The sequence below is a fragment of the Moorella sp. E306M genome (genome assembly GCF_006538385.1).
Classification (GTDB): domain Bacteria; phylum Bacillota; class DSM-521; order Neomoorellales; family Neomoorellaceae; genus Neomoorella.
The window spans coordinates 2,122,404-2,141,820 of the sequence record NZ_BJKO01000001.1 but is presented as its reverse complement, the minus strand read 5'-3'; the positions used below and the strand labels follow the sequence as shown (position 1 = coordinate 2,141,820).

The 19,417-nt window shown below is 55.6% G+C and carries 21 protein-coding genes; 3 read left to right on the top strand and 18 right to left on the bottom strand.

The window, feature by feature from the left end; all coding sequences use genetic code 11:
- Positions 1-17: 17 nt before the first annotated feature.
- From FLZ89_RS11040 to ruvC, 17 genes are all read right to left on the bottom strand, one after another.
- Complete coding sequence (locus tag FLZ89_RS11040; RefSeq protein ID WP_141265081.1) at positions 18-641, bottom strand: ABC transporter permease; 624 nt, start codon at positions 639-641, stop codon at positions 18-20.
- 37 nt (positions 642-678) lie between these two features.
- Positions 679-1,329, bottom strand: coding sequence for an ABC transporter permease (locus FLZ89_RS11035; protein ID WP_141304969.1), 651 nt, complete (start codon positions 1,327-1,329; stop codon positions 679-681).
- Positions 1,313-2,443 (bottom strand): betaine/proline/choline family ABC transporter ATP-binding protein, encoded by a 1,131-nt coding sequence (locus FLZ89_RS11030; protein WP_141304968.1) that lies wholly within the window; start codon positions 2,441-2,443, stop codon positions 1,313-1,315. Before FLZ89_RS11030 ends, FLZ89_RS11035 begins: the two co-directional genes overlap by 17 nt.
- 47 nt (positions 2,444-2,490) lie before the next feature.
- Positions 2,491-3,135, bottom strand: a complete 645-nt coding sequence (locus FLZ89_RS11025) for a TrkA C-terminal domain-containing protein (protein WP_141304967.1) — start codon at positions 3,133-3,135, stop codon at positions 2,491-2,493.
- A gap of 321 nt (positions 3,136-3,456) precedes the next feature.
- Positions 3,457-4,392: a protein translocase subunit SecF gene (gene secF, locus FLZ89_RS11020; protein ID WP_141304966.1), complete on the bottom strand. Its 936-nt coding sequence runs from the start codon at positions 4,390-4,392 to the stop codon at positions 3,457-3,459.
- Complete coding sequence (gene secD, locus FLZ89_RS11015; RefSeq protein WP_253256467.1) at positions 4,392-5,678, bottom strand: protein translocase subunit SecD; 1,287 nt, start codon at positions 5,676-5,678, stop codon at positions 4,392-4,394. The genes secF and secD overlap by 1 nt, the downstream gene beginning before the upstream one ends.
- A gap of 110 nt (positions 5,679-5,788) precedes the next feature.
- Positions 5,789-6,454, bottom strand: coding sequence for an HD domain-containing protein (locus FLZ89_RS11010; protein ID WP_141265086.1), 666 nt, complete (start codon positions 6,452-6,454; stop codon positions 5,789-5,791).
- 6 nt (positions 6,455-6,460) lie between these two features.
- On the bottom strand, positions 6,461-6,730 hold the full coding sequence (yajC, locus tag FLZ89_RS11005; RefSeq protein ID WP_141265087.1) for a preprotein translocase subunit YajC: 270 nt from the start codon (positions 6,728-6,730) through the stop codon (positions 6,461-6,463).
- Positions 6,731-6,810: 80 nt separating this feature from the next.
- Positions 6,811-7,932 (bottom strand): tRNA guanosine(34) transglycosylase Tgt, encoded by a 1,122-nt coding sequence (tgt, locus tag FLZ89_RS11000; protein WP_141265088.1) that lies wholly within the window; start codon positions 7,930-7,932, stop codon positions 6,811-6,813.
- Between the two features lie 113 nt (positions 7,933-8,045).
- Positions 8,046-9,074, bottom strand: coding sequence for a tRNA preQ1(34) S-adenosylmethionine ribosyltransferase-isomerase QueA (queA, locus tag FLZ89_RS10995; protein WP_141265089.1), 1,029 nt, complete (start codon positions 9,072-9,074; stop codon positions 8,046-8,048).
- Between the two features lie 8 nt (positions 9,075-9,082).
- A complete protein-coding gene (locus FLZ89_RS10990; RefSeq protein ID WP_172613568.1) occupies positions 9,083-10,489 on the bottom strand; it encodes a SpoIID/LytB domain-containing protein in 1,407 nt (468 codons plus the stop codon).
- 160 nt (positions 10,490-10,649) lie between these two features.
- Positions 10,650-11,774, bottom strand: a complete 1,125-nt coding sequence (locus tag FLZ89_RS10985) for an anti-sigma factor domain-containing protein (RefSeq protein ID WP_141265090.1) — start codon at positions 11,772-11,774, stop codon at positions 10,650-10,652.
- Positions 11,767-12,489, bottom strand: a complete 723-nt coding sequence (gene sigI / locus FLZ89_RS10980) for an RNA polymerase sigma factor SigI (protein WP_141265091.1) — start codon at positions 12,487-12,489, stop codon at positions 11,767-11,769. The genes FLZ89_RS10985 and sigI overlap by 8 nt, the downstream gene beginning before the upstream one ends.
- A gap of 58 nt (positions 12,490-12,547) precedes the next feature.
- Positions 12,548-12,772, bottom strand: a complete 225-nt coding sequence (locus FLZ89_RS10975; RefSeq protein ID WP_141265092.1) for a DUF2905 domain-containing protein — start codon at positions 12,770-12,772, stop codon at positions 12,548-12,550.
- A gap of 19 nt (positions 12,773-12,791) precedes the next feature.
- Positions 12,792-13,802 (bottom strand): Holliday junction branch migration DNA helicase RuvB, encoded by a 1,011-nt coding sequence (ruvB, locus tag FLZ89_RS10970; RefSeq protein ID WP_141265093.1) that lies wholly within the window; start codon positions 13,800-13,802, stop codon positions 12,792-12,794.
- On the bottom strand, positions 13,799-14,473 hold the full coding sequence (ruvA, locus tag FLZ89_RS10965) for a Holliday junction branch migration protein RuvA (protein WP_216363884.1): 675 nt from the start codon (positions 14,471-14,473) through the stop codon (positions 13,799-13,801). Before ruvA ends, ruvB begins: the two co-directional genes overlap by 4 nt.
- The gene (gene ruvC, locus FLZ89_RS10960) at positions 14,416-14,922 is read right to left on the bottom strand and encodes a crossover junction endodeoxyribonuclease RuvC (RefSeq protein WP_141265095.1); all 507 of its coding nucleotides are present in this window, start codon (positions 14,920-14,922) and stop codon (positions 14,416-14,418) included. The genes ruvA and ruvC overlap by 58 nt, the downstream gene beginning before the upstream one ends.
- 170 nt (positions 14,923-15,092) lie before the next feature.
- On the opposite strand from ruvC, the gene FLZ89_RS10955 reads away from it, so the two are divergent.
- From FLZ89_RS10955 to FLZ89_RS10945, 3 genes are read left to right on the top strand one after another with little or no spacing between them, the layout of a single operon-like run.
- Complete coding sequence (locus FLZ89_RS10955) at positions 15,093-16,142, top strand: 2-hydroxyacyl-CoA dehydratase subunit D (RefSeq protein WP_141265096.1); 1,050 nt, start codon at positions 15,093-15,095, stop codon at positions 16,140-16,142.
- Complete coding sequence (locus FLZ89_RS10950) at positions 16,142-17,407, top strand: 2-hydroxyacyl-CoA dehydratase subunit D (protein WP_141265097.1); 1,266 nt, start codon at positions 16,142-16,144, stop codon at positions 17,405-17,407. The genes FLZ89_RS10955 and FLZ89_RS10950 overlap by 1 nt, the downstream gene beginning before the upstream one ends.
- A gap of 29 nt (positions 17,408-17,436) precedes the next feature.
- Positions 17,437-18,204 (top strand): acyl-CoA dehydratase activase, encoded by a 768-nt coding sequence (locus FLZ89_RS10945; protein ID WP_141265098.1) that lies wholly within the window; start codon positions 17,437-17,439, stop codon positions 18,202-18,204.
- A gap of 58 nt (positions 18,205-18,262) precedes the next feature.
- On the opposite strand, the gene FLZ89_RS10940 is transcribed toward FLZ89_RS10945, so the two are convergent.
- On the bottom strand, positions 18,263-19,381 hold the full coding sequence (locus FLZ89_RS10940; protein WP_141265099.1) for an amidohydrolase: 1,119 nt from the start codon (positions 19,379-19,381) through the stop codon (positions 18,263-18,265).
- Between the last annotated feature and the right edge of the window lie 36 nt (positions 19,382-19,417).

Genomic DNA, 19,417 nt, shown 5'->3' with positions numbered 1-19,417 from the left:
CTCCTCCTTAACTTACTTTATAATGCTGAGACAGCCTTTTTTTTGAGCCCCCGCGGGACCAATGCTTGTTCAAGCAGGGCCAGTCCGGCGTCGGTCAAAATAGCCAGCAGCGCCGCAGGTACGGCCCCCATCAGTACCATGGTGTTGTTCCTCGTTTGAATGCCGCGCCAGATTAGCGTCCCCAGTCCACCTGCCCCAATGAGTACGCCGATGGTCGCAATGCCAATGGCCGTGACAAGAGCTACACGCAAGCCGGCCAGGATCACCGGCAGGGCAATTGGCACCTGCACCCGCCATATTAGTTGGCTCCTGGTCATCCCCATGCCTTTACCTGCCTCCAGCAGGCCGGGTTCTACCCCTAATAGCCCGGTATAGGTATTGCGGACAATAGGCAGCAGGGAATAAAGGAACAACGATACAACGAGGGTAGTATCCCCCAGCCCGAACAGCATCATCAACAGAGCTAACATGGCCAAGCTGGGAATAGTTTGGATCACTTCAGTGGCTGCCATTACAGGCTTGGCTAACCACCGGTACCGGGTCAACAGTATTCCCAACGGAATGCCGCCCGCCGCGGCCAGCGCTACTCCTATTACCGATAGGCTGAGGTGTTGCCAACTCAGAGCCAGCACCCTATCCATCTTTCGCCTCCTCTCATTTGGTTTTTAAACGGGCGGGTTATCGCTGCCGCAGCCCTCGTGGGGTTACCGCCCGCTCCACAAGCCCTAGTGACCAGCTGGCCAGTATGGCCAACATGGCAGCGGGTAACGCACCGGCTATGATGAGCTTGGCATCATAGGTGTGGATGCCAGCAAGAATTGGATCGCCCAATCCACCGGCGCCAATTAAGGCCGAAAGGGTAGCCCAGCTGATAATATAGACAGTCGAAACACGGATGCCAGACATAATAACCGGGAAGGCCAAGGGGAACTGTATCCAGGTTAAAAGCTGCCGTCGGTTCATTCCCATACCTACGCCGGCTTCCAGATAGGCAGGGCTTACTTCGCGAATGCCGGTATAGGTGTTGCGTAGGATAGGGAGAATCGAGTAAAGGAACAATACAGTCATGGCCGGAACTACACCAATACCTAGAAAAGGCAGAACAAATCCAAAAAACGCCAGGCTGGGAATGGTTTGAATAGTACCAGAAATACCGAGCACCACCGACGCCACTCGCTCATGGCGGGCGAGTAGAATACCCAACGGCACGGCGATAAGGGTTCCCAGCAACACCGCACCTAGCGAAAGCAGCAGGTGTTCCCCGGTAGCAGATAGGATACTTGAACCTCTGGCAGCCAGAAACTCCGTCCAGCTAAGCACTTGCTTCATCTCCCCATACCACGGAAGCCAGGGCATTGACCATACTGGTCCTGGTGACCAGTCCCTTCAAACGGCCCTCCTTATCGATTACCGGCAGGTACTCCAGCCGCTCCCGGGTGATCAGGTCAAAGGCCTCTCGGGCCGGTGTTCCCTCGAACACTACAGGAACATCACGCGCCATTAAGTCCTGCACCTGGTGAGCCCGCTGGTAGTTGCGATTCAATTCCTCGATAGATACGGCGCCTAACAGCCGGCCAGATTCATCGGTAACCAGCAGCGTATCTACCTTTTTACGACGCATGGTGGCAACTCCTTCGGCAACACCCGTATGAGGCCGCACCGTCACCGGTTCACCAATCATAACCTGTTCTACGGTGCGCAATTCCAGTCCGGGGGCCAGCCGATCTTTGCCGATGAACGACGCAACGAACTCGTTGGCTGGGTGCCGCAACAGTTCTTCAGGCGCAGCGACTTGAACAATGTGGCCGTCTTTCATTACCACAATCCGATCAGCAAGCTTCAGGGCTTCGTCCATATCGTGGGTAACAAAGAGAATGGTCTTGCGCAGCTTGGCCTGCAAGGCCTTCAATTCCTCCTGCAGGTTTTCCCGTGTAATGGGGTCAAGGGCACCAAAGGGCTCATCCATAAGGATGAGCGGCGGTTCTGCCGCCAGGGCACGCAACACCCCGATACGCTGTTGCTGCCCCCCGCTTAGCTCTGAAGGGTAACGGTCAGAGTATTCATCAGGATCCATCCCCACCAGTTCCAGTAATTCGCGGACGCGCTGGCGGCGGCGTTCTGCCGGCCATCCCAGTAGACGGGGTACCACATCTACGTTTTGAGCAATAGTCATGTTGGGAAACAGGGCGATCTGCTGGATAACGTAGCCAATATGCCGCCGTAACGCTACGGGATTTTGTTCCCGGATCTCCTTGCCGTTAAGGTAGATAGCCCCGGCGGTGGGTTCGATAAGGCGGTTAACCATTTTTAAGGTGGTGGTCTTGCCACAACCGCTGGGGCCGATTAACACAATAAATTCTCCTGCTTTGACGTCCAGGTTAAAATCGGCTACGGCTATTCGATTACCGTCATATACTTTTGAGACGTGTTCGAAGGTAAGCATGGCGTCCTCCTTTCAACAGTGCTGTTTCGGGCCAAAAACACCTGGTATTAACTGTCATGAGGTGCTGGTTTAACTTCAGCCAGCTGACGGAGCCGATCCACCGCGTTCTGGCTTCCTACCACAAGAAGCAAGTCCCCTGCGTTTAAGCGCAGCTCTGTCCCCGGAGAGGCGTACCAGCGGCCCCGGCGCCGCACAGCGGTAACGGTAACACCCGTAAGTGTCCTCAATTGGGCCTCTTGCACACTCTTTCCTACAAGGGGTGAACCCGGTGAAACCAGGACCTCTTCAGCATTCTGCATGTTTTTTAGCATGCCGGTTTTAAAGTGCACAATTTCTTTAACCAGTTTTTCGATTTCTGTGTTTAGCTTATTACGCTGTCTTATAAGGGTCTCCAGCCGGCGCTCCAAGACCTCAAGGGAGTTGTGTTCGTGAAAATCATCTATAAAGTCCCGGGCAGCCTGACGGGAAAGGATAATTACCCCACTCCCCGGAACTACTTCAACCACCTGTCGTGCCTGCAGGAGCGCCAGGGCTTTTCTTACTGTTTCTGGCGAAACCCCGTACTGCCCGGCTAAACTAGTCCGGCCCGATACTCTTTCACCTTCCTTGTAAGTTCCCCGGAGAATTTCGCTGGCAATCATTAGCGCAATTTGTTCATAACGGGCCAGATCTTCGTTGCTTGTATAGTCCATTTTTAGTCTCTCCTTACCGCCAACTCTATATTATAACTTAGATTGTCACCTGTCAACCTATCCCACTATGCCATTTTAATTACCAAATAAGTTCTAGAGCCAATATCATAATGTAGGGACAAGGATATTATTGTCTTCATTCGGGTATAAACCGCAAAAAAGCCGCCTTATTCTTTATGAAAGAGTAAGGTGGCTTTTGACTATACGGACAGGCTCATTGTAACATTCGATCACTGCCCATGGCCAGCGCACATAAAAGATAGCCTGTCAAACTTCCTAACAGGCTATCTCCTGGTAAACCCTTTTATAGCCAAACTTTATTTAATGGGAAGTAGCCTTGCGCGTCTTGGCTTTGGTCGCTGACTTGGTCACCGCCGCCTGCCGGTGGCGTTCCCGGCTAAAATTACGCAAATCGATCCACAGGGGACTGGCGGTAAAGATTGAGGAGTAAGCACCGCTGATAGTACCGATGAGCATGGCCAGGGCAAAGGTCCTGGTGGTCTCACCGCCCAGGAGCATCAAAGCCAGTAGGGCGATGACGACAGTCAAGACGGTATTAATAGACCGGGTCAGGGTCTGGTTAATACTGCGATTGACCAGTTCCTCTATAGTTTCCTTCTTGCGTAGCCGCAAGTTTTCCCGGATGCGGTCAAAAATAACAATGGTGTCATTTATAGAATAACCGATAATAGTCAGGATGGCCGCCACAAAGGTACTGTCTACTTCCCAGCGGAAAATGGCAAATAATCCTATAGTAACCAGGACATCATGAATCAGAGCCAGGATAGCCGCCAGGCCGGATAAAAATTCAAAGCGGATTGTGATATAGATAATCATCAGGACCCAGGCAATGGCCATGGCTTCAATACCTTTTATGGTCAGTTCCCGGCCAATGGTGGCGCCAACCTTTTCATTTCGCTTTAAATCGAGTTGCCCCAATTTATCGCGCAGGGCACTAATTACCTGGTCGGTTTGTTCTTCACTGAGTTCTGTTGTCCGGATCAGAAACTCATTATTGCCCGCTGCTTGAATGGAGCTGTTACCCAGGTTGAGACCGCCGAGAACCTCCCTGACCTGGCTGGCACTAACCGGTTGCTGGAACTGGATCTGAACAATATTCCCGCCGGTGAAATCAATGCCAAAATTCAGGGGGGATGGCCAGTTCAGGACCATGGCTATAAGGCCCGGTATAATTATAAGCAGCGAAAGGGCATACCACCATTTGCGCCTGCCGATAAAATTAAAGTTTAAGTTCATTAAATCTCACCCCTCGCCGCTACCGGTATTTGTCCTTCTTTGACCCCATAGAGCCACAGTTTTTGGAAGGCTGGTACGCTAATGACCTGGTGTAAGAGGAAACGAGTCAGGGTTATGGCTGTGAACATGCTGGCGACAATACCTAAAGAGAGGGTGACGGCAAAGCCACGCACCGTGCCGCTGCCCAAGAAATAAAGGACCAGTGCCGCCAGCACCGTCGTGGCGTTAGCGTCAAAGATGGTGGTGAAGGCGCGCTTAAAGCCGGCATCAACAGCCGCACGTAAAGTTTTGCCATTACGCAGTTCCTCTTTGAGGCGCTCGTAGATAATAATATTGGCGTCGACGGCCATACCCACCGACAGCAAGAGGCCGGCTATGCCCGGTAGTGTCAGGGTAGCCTTTAAAGCCCACAGGACGACAAGGACAATCAAGGCGTAAATAATCAGGGAAAAATCGGCTACTAATCCCGGCAGGCGGTAAACAACAAGCATAAACAGGGCAATTAAAACCAGGCCGGCAATGATCGCCGTCTTACTCTTAGCCAGGGAATCAGCTCCCAGGGTCGGACCCACGGCTCGGCGCTCAATAATCTGCACTGGTACCGGGAGGGCGCCGCCGCGTAAGAGGGCTGCCAGGTTGGCTGCCTCCTGGAAGGAAGCAAAGCCGCCCCTGATGACCGCCTCGCCGCTGGGAATGGCTTCGTCAACATGGGGGTTTGTCAGCAGCTGGTTATCCAGGTAGATGGCTATATGCCGCTTGGGGTCACCCCTGCTGTAGCTGCTGACCAGCTTCTGGGTCGTTTCGGCAAACTTTTTGGTGCCTTCGGCATTAAATTTCAGGGTAATTTCCGGCTCCCGGGTTTGCTGGTCAATAACGGCCCTGGCGTCTTTCAAGTCTTTCCCGGATACTACTACCTGGCCGTCACTGGTCTTAAACTCCAGTAAGGCTGTTTTACCGATCATTTTAACGGCTTCCTCCGGGTTGTTGACCCCGGCCAGCTGAATAATCAGGCGGTCACTACCTTCCCGCTGGATCACCGGTTCAGCTATCCCCAGCTGGTCGACCCGGTCGCGCATAATCCGTTCCAGAGCAGCCATATCCTCACTGGTCACCGTATGTTCCGGTGTGCTCTGGGCCTGGATGAGGATATAAACACCGCCGCGCAGATCCAGTCCGAGTTTCATGGCCCGTATTAAAGGTTGAAAGGCTCCTATGCCTAGCGCCAGGATGGCAACCAAAACAATGGCGAGCTTAAAGAAGCCGCCTGTTCCTTTTCCCCCTGCCAAAATTCTCCTGCCTCCCTTGACAGAATGCGATTGTAGGACAACCTATTATAACTCCAGCAGGAGTTACCCGTCAATTGCTGCCAATACCACTCCTACCAGTTTTTACTATTTTACAGCAACCGGGCTTCATTGGCCACCAGCCCAAAATGGCAATCGAGGAAAGCGGCGGCCCGCCGGCACATCATCATCCGCGTCAGGAAGATCTCAAAATACTCCATGGGCGTGCTGATTGAAAGGTCAATGGTCAGTTCCAGGGTAATGGTACGCCTGGTAGCATCTACCCGTAAAAAGGAGTGCTGAACGGCGTAATTAACCCGGTCGTGGATATCAAAGGTACTGATATCATTATTGCGCACCCGGGAACGGTGGACATCAGATTTATCCGCCAGGATGAGGGCTGCCCCAACGATATTGACGGCCTGGCCATACTCTTCTTCATGGTTACCGATGGCGCCTGCAATGGTAGCTACCTCAGGGATAGGCATACCCATGCGGGTTAGGATGCGGTAAGCCAGCAAGGCCCCTGTCTGGCCGTGATCCTGCCGGCTTATGACATTACCGATATCATGCAGGTACCCGGCTATAGCCGCCAGTTCGGCCAGCCTCCGGTCATAGCCCAGGTGTTCAAGCACGTTATAGCTGATCTTGGCCACCAGGTTCAAATGGCGGTGGCTATGTTCAGTAAATCCCATGGCCCCCAGGTGTTCATTACCTTTAACAATCAGCGCATCTACTTCGGGATCCCTTTTAACATCTTCCAGGGTCACCGGATCCAATCCTTATTATTCCTCCTGTCCCGGGACATAGGCCACCCCCGCCTTGTCCACTTCGACCTCAACCCGATCAGCAATGCGGACCATCAAAGTTCTATCTTTGATTTTCGTTATTCGGCCATGCAGCCCTCCAGCCAGGACCACCCGATCATCCACCTTCAAGCTGTTCAGCATTTCCTGGCGCCGTTTTTGTTGCTTTTGCTGGGGCCGGATCATTAAGAAATACAGGATTGCAAAGAAAACCACCATGTAAAAAATGGTTCCTGCCCACTGTTGCATGAAACAACCTCCATTCTTTCTTAAATTTAGTCTGGACTTGCTTATCATTCGACGTACCTTTGGAAAATACCTGCCCTGTTCTAGATTTTTCCCGAATTATATTTAGCATAAAACTCGGCTGCCATTGCTTCCAGGTCATTGTTAGCGATGGCCTGGCGAATCTGGTGCATCAACTTCAGTAGGAAATATAAATTGTGAATGGTGGTCAGCCTGAGCCCCAGAATCTCATCGGCCTTGAGGAGGTGCCGGATGTAGGCCCGGGTGTAGTGGCGGCAGGTATAGCATTCGCACTCCGGGTCCAAGGGGCGAAAATCCCGGGCATAGGCGGCGTTGCGCACCACCAGCTTGCCGTAGGTAGTCATTACGGTGCCGTTACGGGCAATGCGGGTGGGCAGGACGCAGTCAAACATATCCACCCCTCTTTTTACCCCTTCAATCAGGCAGTCCGGCGAACCCACACCCATGAGATAGCGGGGTTTGCCTTCGGGAAGATATCCTTGCAGGTCCTCCAGGATGCTGTACATCAATTCCTTGGGTTCACCGACGCTTAAGCCCCCTATACCGTAACCGGGGAAGTCCAGGGCTGTAATCTCCCGGGCGCTGCGGCGACGCAATTCGGGAATTACCCCGCCCTGAATAATGCCAAACACCGCCTGGTCCTCCCGGCGGTGGACCTCCAGGCAAATTTCCGCCCAGCGGCTGGTGCGCTCTACTCCTGCTTCTACTTCTTCCCGGCTGGCCGGGTAGGCGACACACTCATCAAAGGCCATGGCAATATCGGAACCCAGGGCTTCCTGGACAGCCATAGATTCCGCCGGTCCCATAAAGTGGGTGGAGCCGTCCAGGTGGGAACGAAAGGTCACCCCAGCATCACTGATTTCCCGCAAATCGGCCAGGCTAAAGACTTGAAAGCCGCCGCTGTCGGTAAGAATGGGTTTGTCCCAGTGCATGAATTTATGCAGGCCCCCGGCTTCCCGGATAATATCGGCGCCGGGGCGGAGGTAAAGGTGATAGGTATTAGCCAGGATAATTTCGGCTCCCACTCCGGCCACTTCTTCCGGTGTCATGGTTTTGACGGTGGCCTGGGTGCCGACGGGCATGAAGACCGGCGTTTCGACGGTGCCATGGGGCGTTTTTAGTCGCCCCAGGCGGGCGCCGGTGGCCCGATCACGTTTGAGCACGGTAAAGGTTACAGCGGGCAAATGAATATTTCCTCCTAACTAATAATCCGAAAATAACTCGAAAACAAAGCCAGCACTCATCTACATAGTTTACCCTCCGGGGGTGGTCACTGACAAGCAACCGAAACTCTTTCCTACAAGATCAGCATCGCATCCCCGAAGCTGAAGAAACGGTAGCCCTCTGCCACAGCAGTCCTGTAGGCGGCCAGGATTTTTTCCCGTCCGGCAAAGGCACTGACGAGCATAATGAGGGTTGATTTGGGCAGGTGGAAGTTGGTGATGAGGCAGTCAACGGCCTTGAAACGGTAGCCGGGGTAAATAAAGATATCCGTCCAGCCGTTCCCTGGCTGGATAAGGCCTTCTTCAGTAGCTACCGTCTCCAGGGTGCGAACTACCGTCGTGCCCACGGCCACTATCCGCCCTCCCCGGGCGCGGGCGGCATTAATGGCCGCCGCCGCCTCTGGGGTTACTTCGTAGTACTCGGCATGCATATGGTGTTCTTCAATATTTTGCACCTTAACGGGGCGAAAAGTGCCCAGGCCAACATGGAGAAGGAGGTAGACTATTTGCACCCCCTGCCCCCGAAGCTGTTCCAGGAGGCGGGGGGTAAAATGTAGACCAGCCGTCGGCGCTGCCACGGAGCCTTCAACCCGGGCATAAACCGTCTGGTAGCGCCCGGGGTCCTCCGGCTTTTCTTTAATATACGGCGGCAGGGGCATCGCCCCCAGACGGTCCAGGAGGGTTTCAAAGGGCCCTTCCTGGTAAAAAAACTGCAGTAATCGTCCCCCGGCGCTAGTCGTAGCCGTGGCCCGTGCCTTCAATTCCCCTTGACCAAAGATTATCTCCGTACCGACCGGCACCCGTCGCCCCGGCCGTACCAGGGCCTCCCAGGTATCCCGGTCGCGCCGGGTTAGTAAAAGAACTTCAATCCTGGCCCCGGTACCGGCCCGGCGGCCCCAAAGACGGGCCGGTATCACCCTGGTCTCATTTAAAACCAGGACATCCCCCTCTTTGAGATAATCAGGCAGGTCGTAGAAATGACGGTGTTCCAGATAGCCCCTTTCCCGATTAAGGACAAGGAGGCGCGAGGCATCCCGCGGCTCCACCGGTGTCTGGGCAATCAATTCCGGCGGCAGATCATAGTCGAATTCTTCCAGGCGCAAAACACCTTTCACCTGCGGTAAGAAGCAATTTTTAAGCGGCCGTCAAAGCGGTCCTGGTTATAATAGTGTTCAATAATTTGCTGGTAAGTATACCCTTTTTCTGCCATCCCCATGGCGCCCCACTGGCTTAAGCCCAAACCATGGCCGTTACCCCGGCCCTGGAATACTACCTGCCGAAACATCTTCGGTATACTGCGGGTACCATCCCGGCCGGCTACCGTATACTCACCGGCGGCGCCGTTGGGAGCGTTCATCACCCCGCCGGCCCCCAGGGCCACCAGCTCGGCACCGTAATTTACGGCCCGCTGCTCGCCGGTGCCGTCCAGGATGTTAACAGTGGAATCCATCTGCACGGTAAACAAGGTGCTTTTCAGGATATCCTTCCCGAAGACGGCCCGGATGCCGTCCCGGAAGGCCGAGGCAGTCCCGGTGGTTGTCCGAATATCCATCCTGGTAACACGGCCGGAGACCGTTTCCCCCTGGCCGTCCCTGCGCTGGCGGGAAAGCACCAGGTCAACCACATCCCCGGCTGCCACCTGGCCCTGCCCCGCCAGCCAGGCATTGAACTTTTCCTGGACCTGTTGCCGGGTCATGGTTACCGTCCAGGTGTAGGTGTTGGCCGGGTAGCCGCCCGGCGTCTGATGGGGATACTTTAAAGCCCACTCATCTTCCGGAGAAGGCACCCCGCGCAAGTAGGGCAGGGGGTTGCTCCAGACATTCTCGCTGTCCTCGGTATAGCCGCCCGCATTGGCATGAAAGTAGGCCTCGATTACCCTGCCGTCATAGTAAATTACCTGCCCGCGGGTGGCATCGACGGCTTGAATGACTTTATCGCGGTTAGGGCCATAGTTGACCTCGGCTTCATAACCGCCATAGACCTGCGTCATGGTATCATCGGTGACATCATATAAGGCAGCCGGTTTCAACCTCGTAACGGCATAAGAACGAGCAATCACAGCCTGGGCCTTGAGGGCCTCTATGCCGGCACTGGCCGGCATCTCCCTGCCCACCACGCCATAGAGGTATTGTTCCAGATCCAGGACATTAACAGCCATCAGGCCGCTGTCTCCCTTGAAAATATGCAAATTACCCCGGTAACGCTGCCCCTGGTAGCGGAAAAGATTCAAAGCCCCGGTATCCTGCGCTTTAAGCTGGATGGGGCCAGGGATTGTACCCGGGAAAGGCGTGCCCTCCCGGAGTAACTGATAGCCGGCCCCGGTATTTTTAACCGTCCACTTTTCTCCTTCTTTCACAGGGCTGATCTCCTTGCCGCTGGAGCCATCAATTAACTTGTAGCTGCCCTGGTCAACCTGGAAATCAACCTGCTCCAGATCGCCAGCGAGCAAGACCCGGATTATTGGTACGTCTCCTTTAGGGGCGGCACCTGCCGGTATCGTTACTAGAACCAGGAGCAAACTCGCCAGGAGAACGATTGCCCCCCCTCTCCTGCAGGCTTTATTTTTCAAGTTTTCTCCTCTCCCTTTAGTGCCGTATTTTATTTAAGGTAAAAATTGAAGCCCATACAAAAGAAGCTTCTTGCAGCGATAGTTTAAAGAAACGATAAATCCGGTCAGTTTATCTGGTTTTCTGGTACCCTGGTATCCCTTTACCTTCCGGAACTGCCTTCAAGCCTTTACTGCCGCCCGGGTTAACGTGGCCCGGGGCGGGCTCTTTCACCTGCCTGGCAGCCTTTGGTTTTTCCCGGGGATTACCTTCACCGGTTTTCTGGTCCTTTTCTTTTACCTGCCCCGGTCGCTCCTTGTAATTGGTATTATTTTTCTGTTTCTCGCCCTGCCCCCCGTCGTCATCACGATGGTTACCAGCACTATTACCACCTGCAACTTGTTGCCCCAGGGCCTTCTTGAGGGTGGCGCCCAGCTGCTGCTCTTTCTGCAAAAGATCTTTATCCTGATGCAGCTTTTGCAGCAGCTGCTCCCAGTTGCTGTCAAATCTCGCCAGCACCCTGGCCACGCTCTCTCTTTGCAGGTCGGCCGCCGTAACCGGCAGTCCTGCATCCAGGGCTTCCAGGAGGATACCGTACTTTCCTGGCGAAAGGCCGGCGGCTTCTGCATGCTGGCGAATTTCCGGCTGGACGGCGGCTGCCTCTACTACCGCCCGGACCCTGGCCTGTTGAAGGATATTCCGCGCCTGGCTGGTTAACTTCTGACCCAGTTCAACGCCGGCCGCCAGTTTTTCCTGACCGCCACTGACAGCAGGGCTCACTGTTATCACCATAGCTCCCTGGCTGTCGGGGAGGTAGTAACCCTGGCGCACGGCCTCCCTGGTCAGGATCTCGATGGCAGTAGCTGCTTTTTCATCCTTAAGGGCAACGCCGGCCAGAAGCTTTTCCCCATCGTCATTTAATCCCCGCGCACTGAGCACCTTTTCCCGCTCATCCACCGCCAGTTCAATGCTGGGATTGATGTCGATATTAATATAATAGGCCGGTTGACGGGGAGCTGGCGTGACCGTGGCCCGGCGGGCCAAGGGTGGAGCCAGAAAAAGCAACAGGATTACTGCCGCTACCGCCATCGCAGCCTGCCAGGGGGGCCTCTTTTTTACCGGAGGCAACATCACCTCTTCCCCTACTTCCGGCACCGAGCCGGTCAGGTGGAGGGTACGCCACTCCCCCTCCGGGGTCAAAACAATGACCTCTTTTCCCTGCCTGGCCACTACCAGACCCCGCTCGGCGTTAAGCATCCTGACCACCCCTTTTGCCTTGACCTATGTATTCTGCCAGGTAATCATAATCACCCATCAGCATAAGTGCTGCGGCGATAATATATTTGCGGTGGCGTTCCAGGGTTTTGCGGCTGGTTTCCACGGACTTTTCCAGGGCTTTCAGGGGCAAGGCTTTACGTTCCTGAAGATACTGTCTGAAGAGGGGATTGGCCGCCACTACGCGGGCGGCTGCCAGGGCCCGGTCACGGGCGTCCCGGTGCTGAGGGCTGGCCTTGACCAGGTCCTTAAAGGTTATGCCAAAGCTGGCCAGCTCTTCCCGGTAGCGCTCAATTTCCCGGCGCCGGTCAGCCAGCTCGTTGACCAGGTTTATCTCTTCCCCGCCCAGAGGATCGGCGGCGGCTGCCGTTTCGTTATCCAGAGCCTGTAAAGACAGCACCCGCCGGTGGCGCCCCTCCCGGCGGAAATAATCAACTAGACGGCGGCGGATAATAGTCTCGGCGAGGGTTAAAAAGTTGGAACCACCGCCCGGCCGGAAACTGTCGATAGCTTCGTTAAAGGCTATCAGGCCGACACTGGCCTCGTCATCTTCTCCCAGGCGGATAAAATGACCCGTTGCCCGAGAAACGACGGCCAGGATAAAGGGGGTAAAACGGCGGATTAATTCCTCCCTGGCCCCGGCATCCCCGTTCCTTGCCCGGAGCAGTAACTGGCTGGGGTCTGCTTCCAATGGCACTTTTAGCCTCACCTCACATAGTATTCGCCCGACCCTGTCGTTTTCCGGCTACCAGCCCCTAACGACGAAAGATTAAGTTTAAGACGATGGTTAAGATGAGGCTCAAGAGGAGGGAACTCAGCAGGGGAAAATAGAAAGTGAAGTTGCCCCTCTGGATATAAATGTCCCCCGGCAGGCGCCCGATAGAAAAGATTTTCCCTATCCCCAGGAGGATGAGACCCATCAGGGCAAGTAGCAGTCCCATCCCCAGCAGCATTTTGCCGAAAAAACTCCAGTCGCCCATGGTAGTTCCTCCAATTTAATTAAAACAAACTGTCCATCCGGGATATCCCCAGGTGCTCGTAGGCCCTGGCTGTAGCCATGCGGCCCCGGGGAGTGCGCTGGATAAAACCGTGCTGGAGCAAAAATGGCTCATAGACATCCTCAATGGTATCCGGTTCTTCGCTGATGGCCGCCGCCAGGGTGTCCAGGCCCACCGGGCCGCCGTTAAATTTCTTGATAAGGGTTAACAACAGGCGGCGGTCGGAATTGTCCAGGCCTAAGGAGTCAACCTGCAAGAGTTCCAAAGCTTCCCTGGCTACCTGCCGGGTAATTGTCCCCCCGGCCCGGACTTCAGCGTAATCCCGTACCCTTTTCAGCAGGCGGTTGGCCACCCGGGGTGTTCCCCGAGAACGGCAGGCAATCTCCCTGGCCCCTTCAGGCTCAATGCCTACCTGCAGGATGGCTGCCGCCCGGAGAATAATTTGCTCTAGTTCCTCTATCCGGTAAAACTCCAAGCGAGAATTAATTCCAAAACGATCCCTTAAAGGCGAAGACAACAACCCGGCTCTGGTGGTAGCCCCCACCAGGGTAAAAGGGGGTAAATCCAGGCGGATAGAGCGGGCACCAGGGCCTTTGCCCAGAATAATATCCAGGGCAAAATCTTCCATGGCCGGGTACAGGACCTCCTCTACCTGGCGGGGCAGGCGATGGATTTCATCTATAAAGAGAACGTCCCGGGGCTCCAAATTGGTAAGGATGGCCGCCAGATCCCCGGCTCGTTCCAGGGCCGGGCCCGAGGTAACCCTTAAACTTACCCCCAGCTCGTTGGCAATTATTCCAGCAAGGGTGGTCTTCCCCAGCCCGGGAGGACCGTAGAGCAGGACATGGTCCAGAGCATCCCCCCGCTCCCGGGCCGCCTGGATAAAGATGCTTAAGGTTTCCTTGACATGCTCCTGGCCGATATATTCGGCCAGGCGGCGTGGGCGCAGGCTCACTTCCAGTTCTTCGTCTTCCCGATGCAGGTTCCCGGCCAGCAAGCGCTCTGCCGTCAATCAGCACCACCCCTCCGGCCTATGGTTTTCAACACTCCCTGGAGAACGGCCGCCGTATCAGCCTCCGGCCCCAGTTCTGCTTTAACCCTGGTCAGGACCTGGCTTATCTCATCGCGGCTGTAGCCCAGGGCCAGGAGGGCGGCCAGGGCTTCATCATTATCGCCGGCCCCGTTATCCCCGGACACCCCGGCTGTTGCCACCGTCTCACCGGCGAGACCCGATTTTAAAATTGCATCTTTTAATTCCAGGAGCAGGCGTTTAGCCTTCTTGGCCCCGATGCCGGGGAGGGCGGTTAGGAAAGCGGTATCTTCGGCAACAATAGCCTGCGCCAGCTTTTCCGGAGACGCCGCCGCGAGGATTTGAAGGGCCCCGCGGGGTCCAATGCCGGCCACCCCAAGTAAAAAGACAAAGAATCTTAGCCCCTCGGGCCGGGTAAAGCCGTATAGCTCAAGGGCGTCTTCCCTGACTACCAGGTGGGTATAGACGGCAATCTCTGTTCCCGCGGGCGGCCAAACTTCCGCGGGCGGTGTGCGGACAAACCAGCCAATGCCCCCGGTTTCCAGCAAAATGCCTTCCGGCATTACCTGGAGTAACCGCCCGCGCAGGTAACCAATCACTGCTGCAACACCCCGGCTTCCCGCCGGCGCCAGGGAGCTATACTTGCGTGGCAAATGGCCACGGCCAGGGCATCGGCCACATCATCGGGTTCCGGCCGGCTTTTCAGGCCCAGCAGGGTCTGAACCATCCGCTGCACCTGCTCCTTGGGTGCCCGGCCGTAACCGGTAACTGCCTGTTTGACTTCCAGGGGCGTGTACTCGGCAACGGGAAGGCCCGCATGGGCCGCCGCGAGCAACGCTACCCCCCGGGCCTGGCCTACCGCCAGGGCCGTACGGCTATTTTTATTAAAAAAAAGTTCTTCAATGGCCATAATATCCGGGTGGTGATTTTCTATTATTTCCTGGAGGTGATCGTAAATCATGACCAGGCGCCGGCTTGCTTTTTCCCCTGCCGGCGTCCGGATGCAGCCATAAGCAAAGGCCTGCAGCGGCCCGGCATTCCTCGCCTCTATCAGGCCATAGCCAACAATGGCGGTACCAGGGTCGATTCCCAGGATCAACATCCTTTTATTCCTCCCTGGCAATTATTCGACGTCAAAGATAGTAGTTCCTTTTTTTGTACCATGCAAACTAATATTTCAGGCCAATTTTCTATATCTTACCGGCTCGAAAGAGTTATAATATATCTGGATACCGGCAAGACCTGCCAGGTTTGAATCGAGGGGAGCAAGAAATGAGCAAATTGATGGGCTGGCTGTGCCACTATACGCCGGTGGAAATTTTAACGGCTCTAGGGTACACCCCATACCGGCTGCTGGGACGAAAAGGCAATAACCCGCGCGCCGCTACATATCTGCCGGGGAACCTCTGCCCTTATGTCCAGAGCTGCCTCGAGGCAGCGATCAAGCAGGAGTTGCCACCCCTGGCCGGCGTCGTAATCGCCCGCTCCTGCAACGCCATGATCCACCTGGCTAACGTATGGCCACGCTATGGATTAAAAGGTAAGATCCTCATCCTCGAGGTGCCCCGCCGCCTTGATGACAACGCAGTTTTCTATTTCAGCCAGAATTTACGCCGGCTGGCGTCAGAGCTCGCTCATTCCGGGGAGCGGCAATTAAATGAAGAACGCTTGTGGGCGGCCATTAGCTGGTGGGAAGAACAAAGGGCCGCCTGGCGTAAGCTTTTAACCTGCCGGGCCGCAGGCGAAGACCCTCCGGGTGGGGAGGAAATCATGGACGGGCTGGCCAGGTGGCAAACGCCCCTTAACCAAAGAGAGGCAGAAAAATGGGAGACGGTTATTAATCGGTTAGCCAGGCAACCCTGTAGAAAATCCGCCCGGCGGCCGCGCTTGCTGCTTTCCGGAAGCATCCTGCCGCAAGAATTGATTGCCATGGTAGAAGCATGCGGCGGTTTATCTGTTTTCGAAGACAGCTGCAATGCCCGGCGCCTTTTATTAGCCCCCGCCGTCGGGGCAGAAGGTGACCCCTACCTTTATCTGGCCAGGCTCTACCTGGGAGGCCCCCCCTGTCCCAGGATGGTAAACGACCGCGAGAAACGCTGCCGGTACTGGGCCGAAGCAGTAGATCGATTCCATATCCAGGGAGTCATTTACCATGCCATGAAGTTTTGCGATGCCGCCATGTACGACTTCCTGGCCCTGAAGAGCTTTTGTGAAAAGAGGGGGTTACCCCTCCTTCGCCTCGATGGGGATTTCAGCGGTGGTAACCGGGGCCAGTGGCAGACGCGGATAGAAGCCTTTCTAGAAATGCTGGAGGTACGGTAATGGATATCTATCAGTTATTGCGCTCTTATCTGGGATCGACTTTGCGCCAGCGCGCCATAAGATCTCCCTGGACATATAGACTACTGAAGCAGGCCGTGGCAGCCCAAAAAAGACATTATCCCTGGCAGGCGGCCCACCGGCTGCTTCTCAATACCATCGACCAGGCAGCAGCAGCTTTTTTACAAAAAGGGCCGGTGATCTGGCACAATGTTTTCTTCCCCACCGAGGTCCTTTATGGTCTGGGAACAGTTCCCTTCGCCCCGGAAGCAGCCGCTGTGGTGGCTACAGGTTTGGGAATAGCCGAGAGGGCCTTGCAGCGGGCTGAAGGTGATTGGGTAAGCAGCGAGGCCTGCTCCTTCCACCGCCTGGCCCACGGTTGCGACCGGGAAGGTTACTTCCCGCCGCCAGGAGCGGTAGTATGCAGCTCTCACCTGTGCGACACTGCTCCCCAGTCCCTGGCGGCCACGGCAGCTTACCACGGGGTGCCTTTTTACCTTTTAGACGTACCCCATCAGCAGGACGATACCGCCCTGGAATATGTCGCCCGCCAGCTCAAAAGCATAACCTTTTCCCTGGTAGAAACCTTAAACCTGGCGTGGGACGAGGACCGTTTTCAAGCGGCCCTTGTTAACTCCAACGCAGCCCGGGAACGCCTGCTGGCAATAAACCGCCTGCGCCAGCAGCGCCCGGCCTGCATCCGGGGGGAAGAAGCCCACAGCTTTATTTACCTCATGCTAGCGGGTTTTGGCGCCGCAACCTCGGTGGAGGTTTACGGGGAACTATTGACGGAACTGGCTCAGCGTTACCGGGACCAGCGCCGGGCCGTGCCGGAAGAAAAGGCGCGTTTGGTATGGTTGCACCTGCGGCCCTATTACCCCAACGCCATTTTCCAGATTTTAGAACAGGAGGCCGGAGCGGTGGTAGTTTGCGAAGAGATGAATTATGTTTATTGGGAACCCCTGGACCCGGAAAGGCCCTTTTACAGCCTGGCGCGTAAAGTTTTAAGCCACCACGGCCTCGGCCCTATAACCAGGAGGATAGAAGCTATCCTGGCCATGGTCGACGCCTACCAGGCCGGCGGGGTTATCCATTTTGCCCACTGGGGTTGCCGCCAGAGCACAGCCGGTTTGCGCATGTTGCAGGATGCTTTGCGGGAAAGGGGCATACCTTTCCTCAACCTGGAGGGCGACTGCGTCGATCAAAGCAAATACGCCCCAGGCGCTGTCAGGACGCGCTTGGAAGGTTTTCTGGAAATGTTATTATAAAGAATAAATTACTCCGGGAGGTTATATCCTTGAGCCTAACAGCGGGAGTGGATATCGGGTCCCTGACGACCAAAGCAGTTGTAGTCCGGGACGGCCGGTTGGTGGGCGCCGCCGTCCTGAAGAGCGGCGTTGACAGCGCTGAGATTGCCAGGAAGGCTTTACAGGAGGCCCTGGAACAAGCCGGGTTTAAGGAAGATTCCCTGGACGGCATTGTCGCCACGGGCTACGGTCGCATCCGGGTTCCCTTCGCCCAGCGCCGGGTTACCGAAATAACCTGCCACGCCAGGGGAATTTATCACCTCTGGCCGGACATACGCACGGTCATCGATATTGGCGGCCAGGATAGCAAAGTTATCCTCCTGGATGACGGCGGCAAAGTGCGGGATTTTGTCATGAATGAGAAATGTGCCGCCGGCACCGGCCGTTTCCTGGAAGTCATGGCCAGCGCCCTGGAGGTCCCGGTAAAGGATATGGGGACCCTCTCTCAACAGGCAAGCCAGGGTGCCAGCATTAGCAGCATGTGTACCGTCTTTGCCGAATCCGAAGTCGTTTCCCTGGTAGCCGAAGGCCGGCCGGTAGCAGAAATTATCAAAGGCCTGCATAATGCTATCGCCCAGCGGGTGGTGGCCATGGCCCAGCGGGCAGGCTGGGAAGAGCCGGTAGCCATGACGGGCGGGGTGGCCAAAAACCCGGGGGTTGTAAAAAGCCTGGAAGAATACCTTGGCACAAGCATCCGCATACCCCCGGACCCGCAAATAATTGGAGCCCTGGGGGCAGCCCTGCTAGCGGCCGGGTAAGGAAGGCCCTATACCGCCCCTGAACAGCCCCCAACCATGATCGGGGCCAACCACCTGCTTAGCCGTTATAGAGCTCCCAGTTGGCCCGCGCAAAAAGGTCCAAAACCTCCTCGAAATCCAGATGATGGCTGCCTTTCAGGAAAGCGACCGTAGCAGCCGCTTCCCGGGGATCGTGGCCTTCCACAGGTGCGTCGGAGCCGGCCAGCAAGCGGATACCTTTATCCCTCATGAGCCCCCAGGCGTAGGCTGTTTTCATGCGCTCCGGGCCCAACCTTTGCACAGCCCATGATATTTCCCGGGAAAAAATGGGCTGGATACAGACCGGGATCGCGAGTTCCGCCAGGGTATCCAGCTGCTCCTCCCGGGCGTATTGGACGTGTTCCAGGCGATCCAGGGGATGGCGGCTCTGCCGCACAACACGCAGGAATTGGTCAACGGCCCGGTCGCCGATGGCGTGAGCGGCTACGGGTTTACCTTTTTGGTGTACCTTCTCAACCAGAGAAAGGAGGGCCTCATCAGTGTAATTCAGCAGGCCATAGTTACCGGGATCGTCGGCATATTCTTCCGTAAGGGCCGCGGTACGAGCGCCCAGACCCCCGTCCAGGAAGACTTTAAACCCCAGGGCTTCATCCAGTAGCTCGAAATCCACCGTGTAGAAATCCACCTCGACCACCTGGTCCAAGCCCTCAAAGAAAGGGCGCTTGTCCCGGTCCATTCCCATATCGATGGCTTTAATTATCCCCAGTTGCTTCAATTCCCTTAAGCCCCGGGATAGGATGTCTCCTGGCTCCAGGTTGAGGCTAGCCACTAAAGTATTTAGGAGTTTAAATGCTTCGGCCTCATGGAAGAGCCCGTTTTCCGCAAAAAATCCCAGCCTCTGCATGGCGGCCGTATTGGCTGCGGCCAGGTGCAGGCAAGTCCGGACTATTACCACCGGCGTTGATCCGAAGGCGTGATCCAGGAAGGCCCGCCCGGGGATAATTTTTTCGGCCAACCTTTCCTGGTTAAAGCGTACCCCTACGGCCCACCCTTCAACCAAACGAGACTTCAGGGTTTCCACCAGTTCCTCAAGGCTTAAGCATTTTTCCAGGTTGGCGAAGCGATTGAAGATGGCAAATTCCCATAAATGTAAGTGGGCATCCAAATACCCCTGGCGGCAGAGCGTTTCTTGTGTCATGTTTATCCCTCCACCCTAAGCTTAAACCCGGGGCTT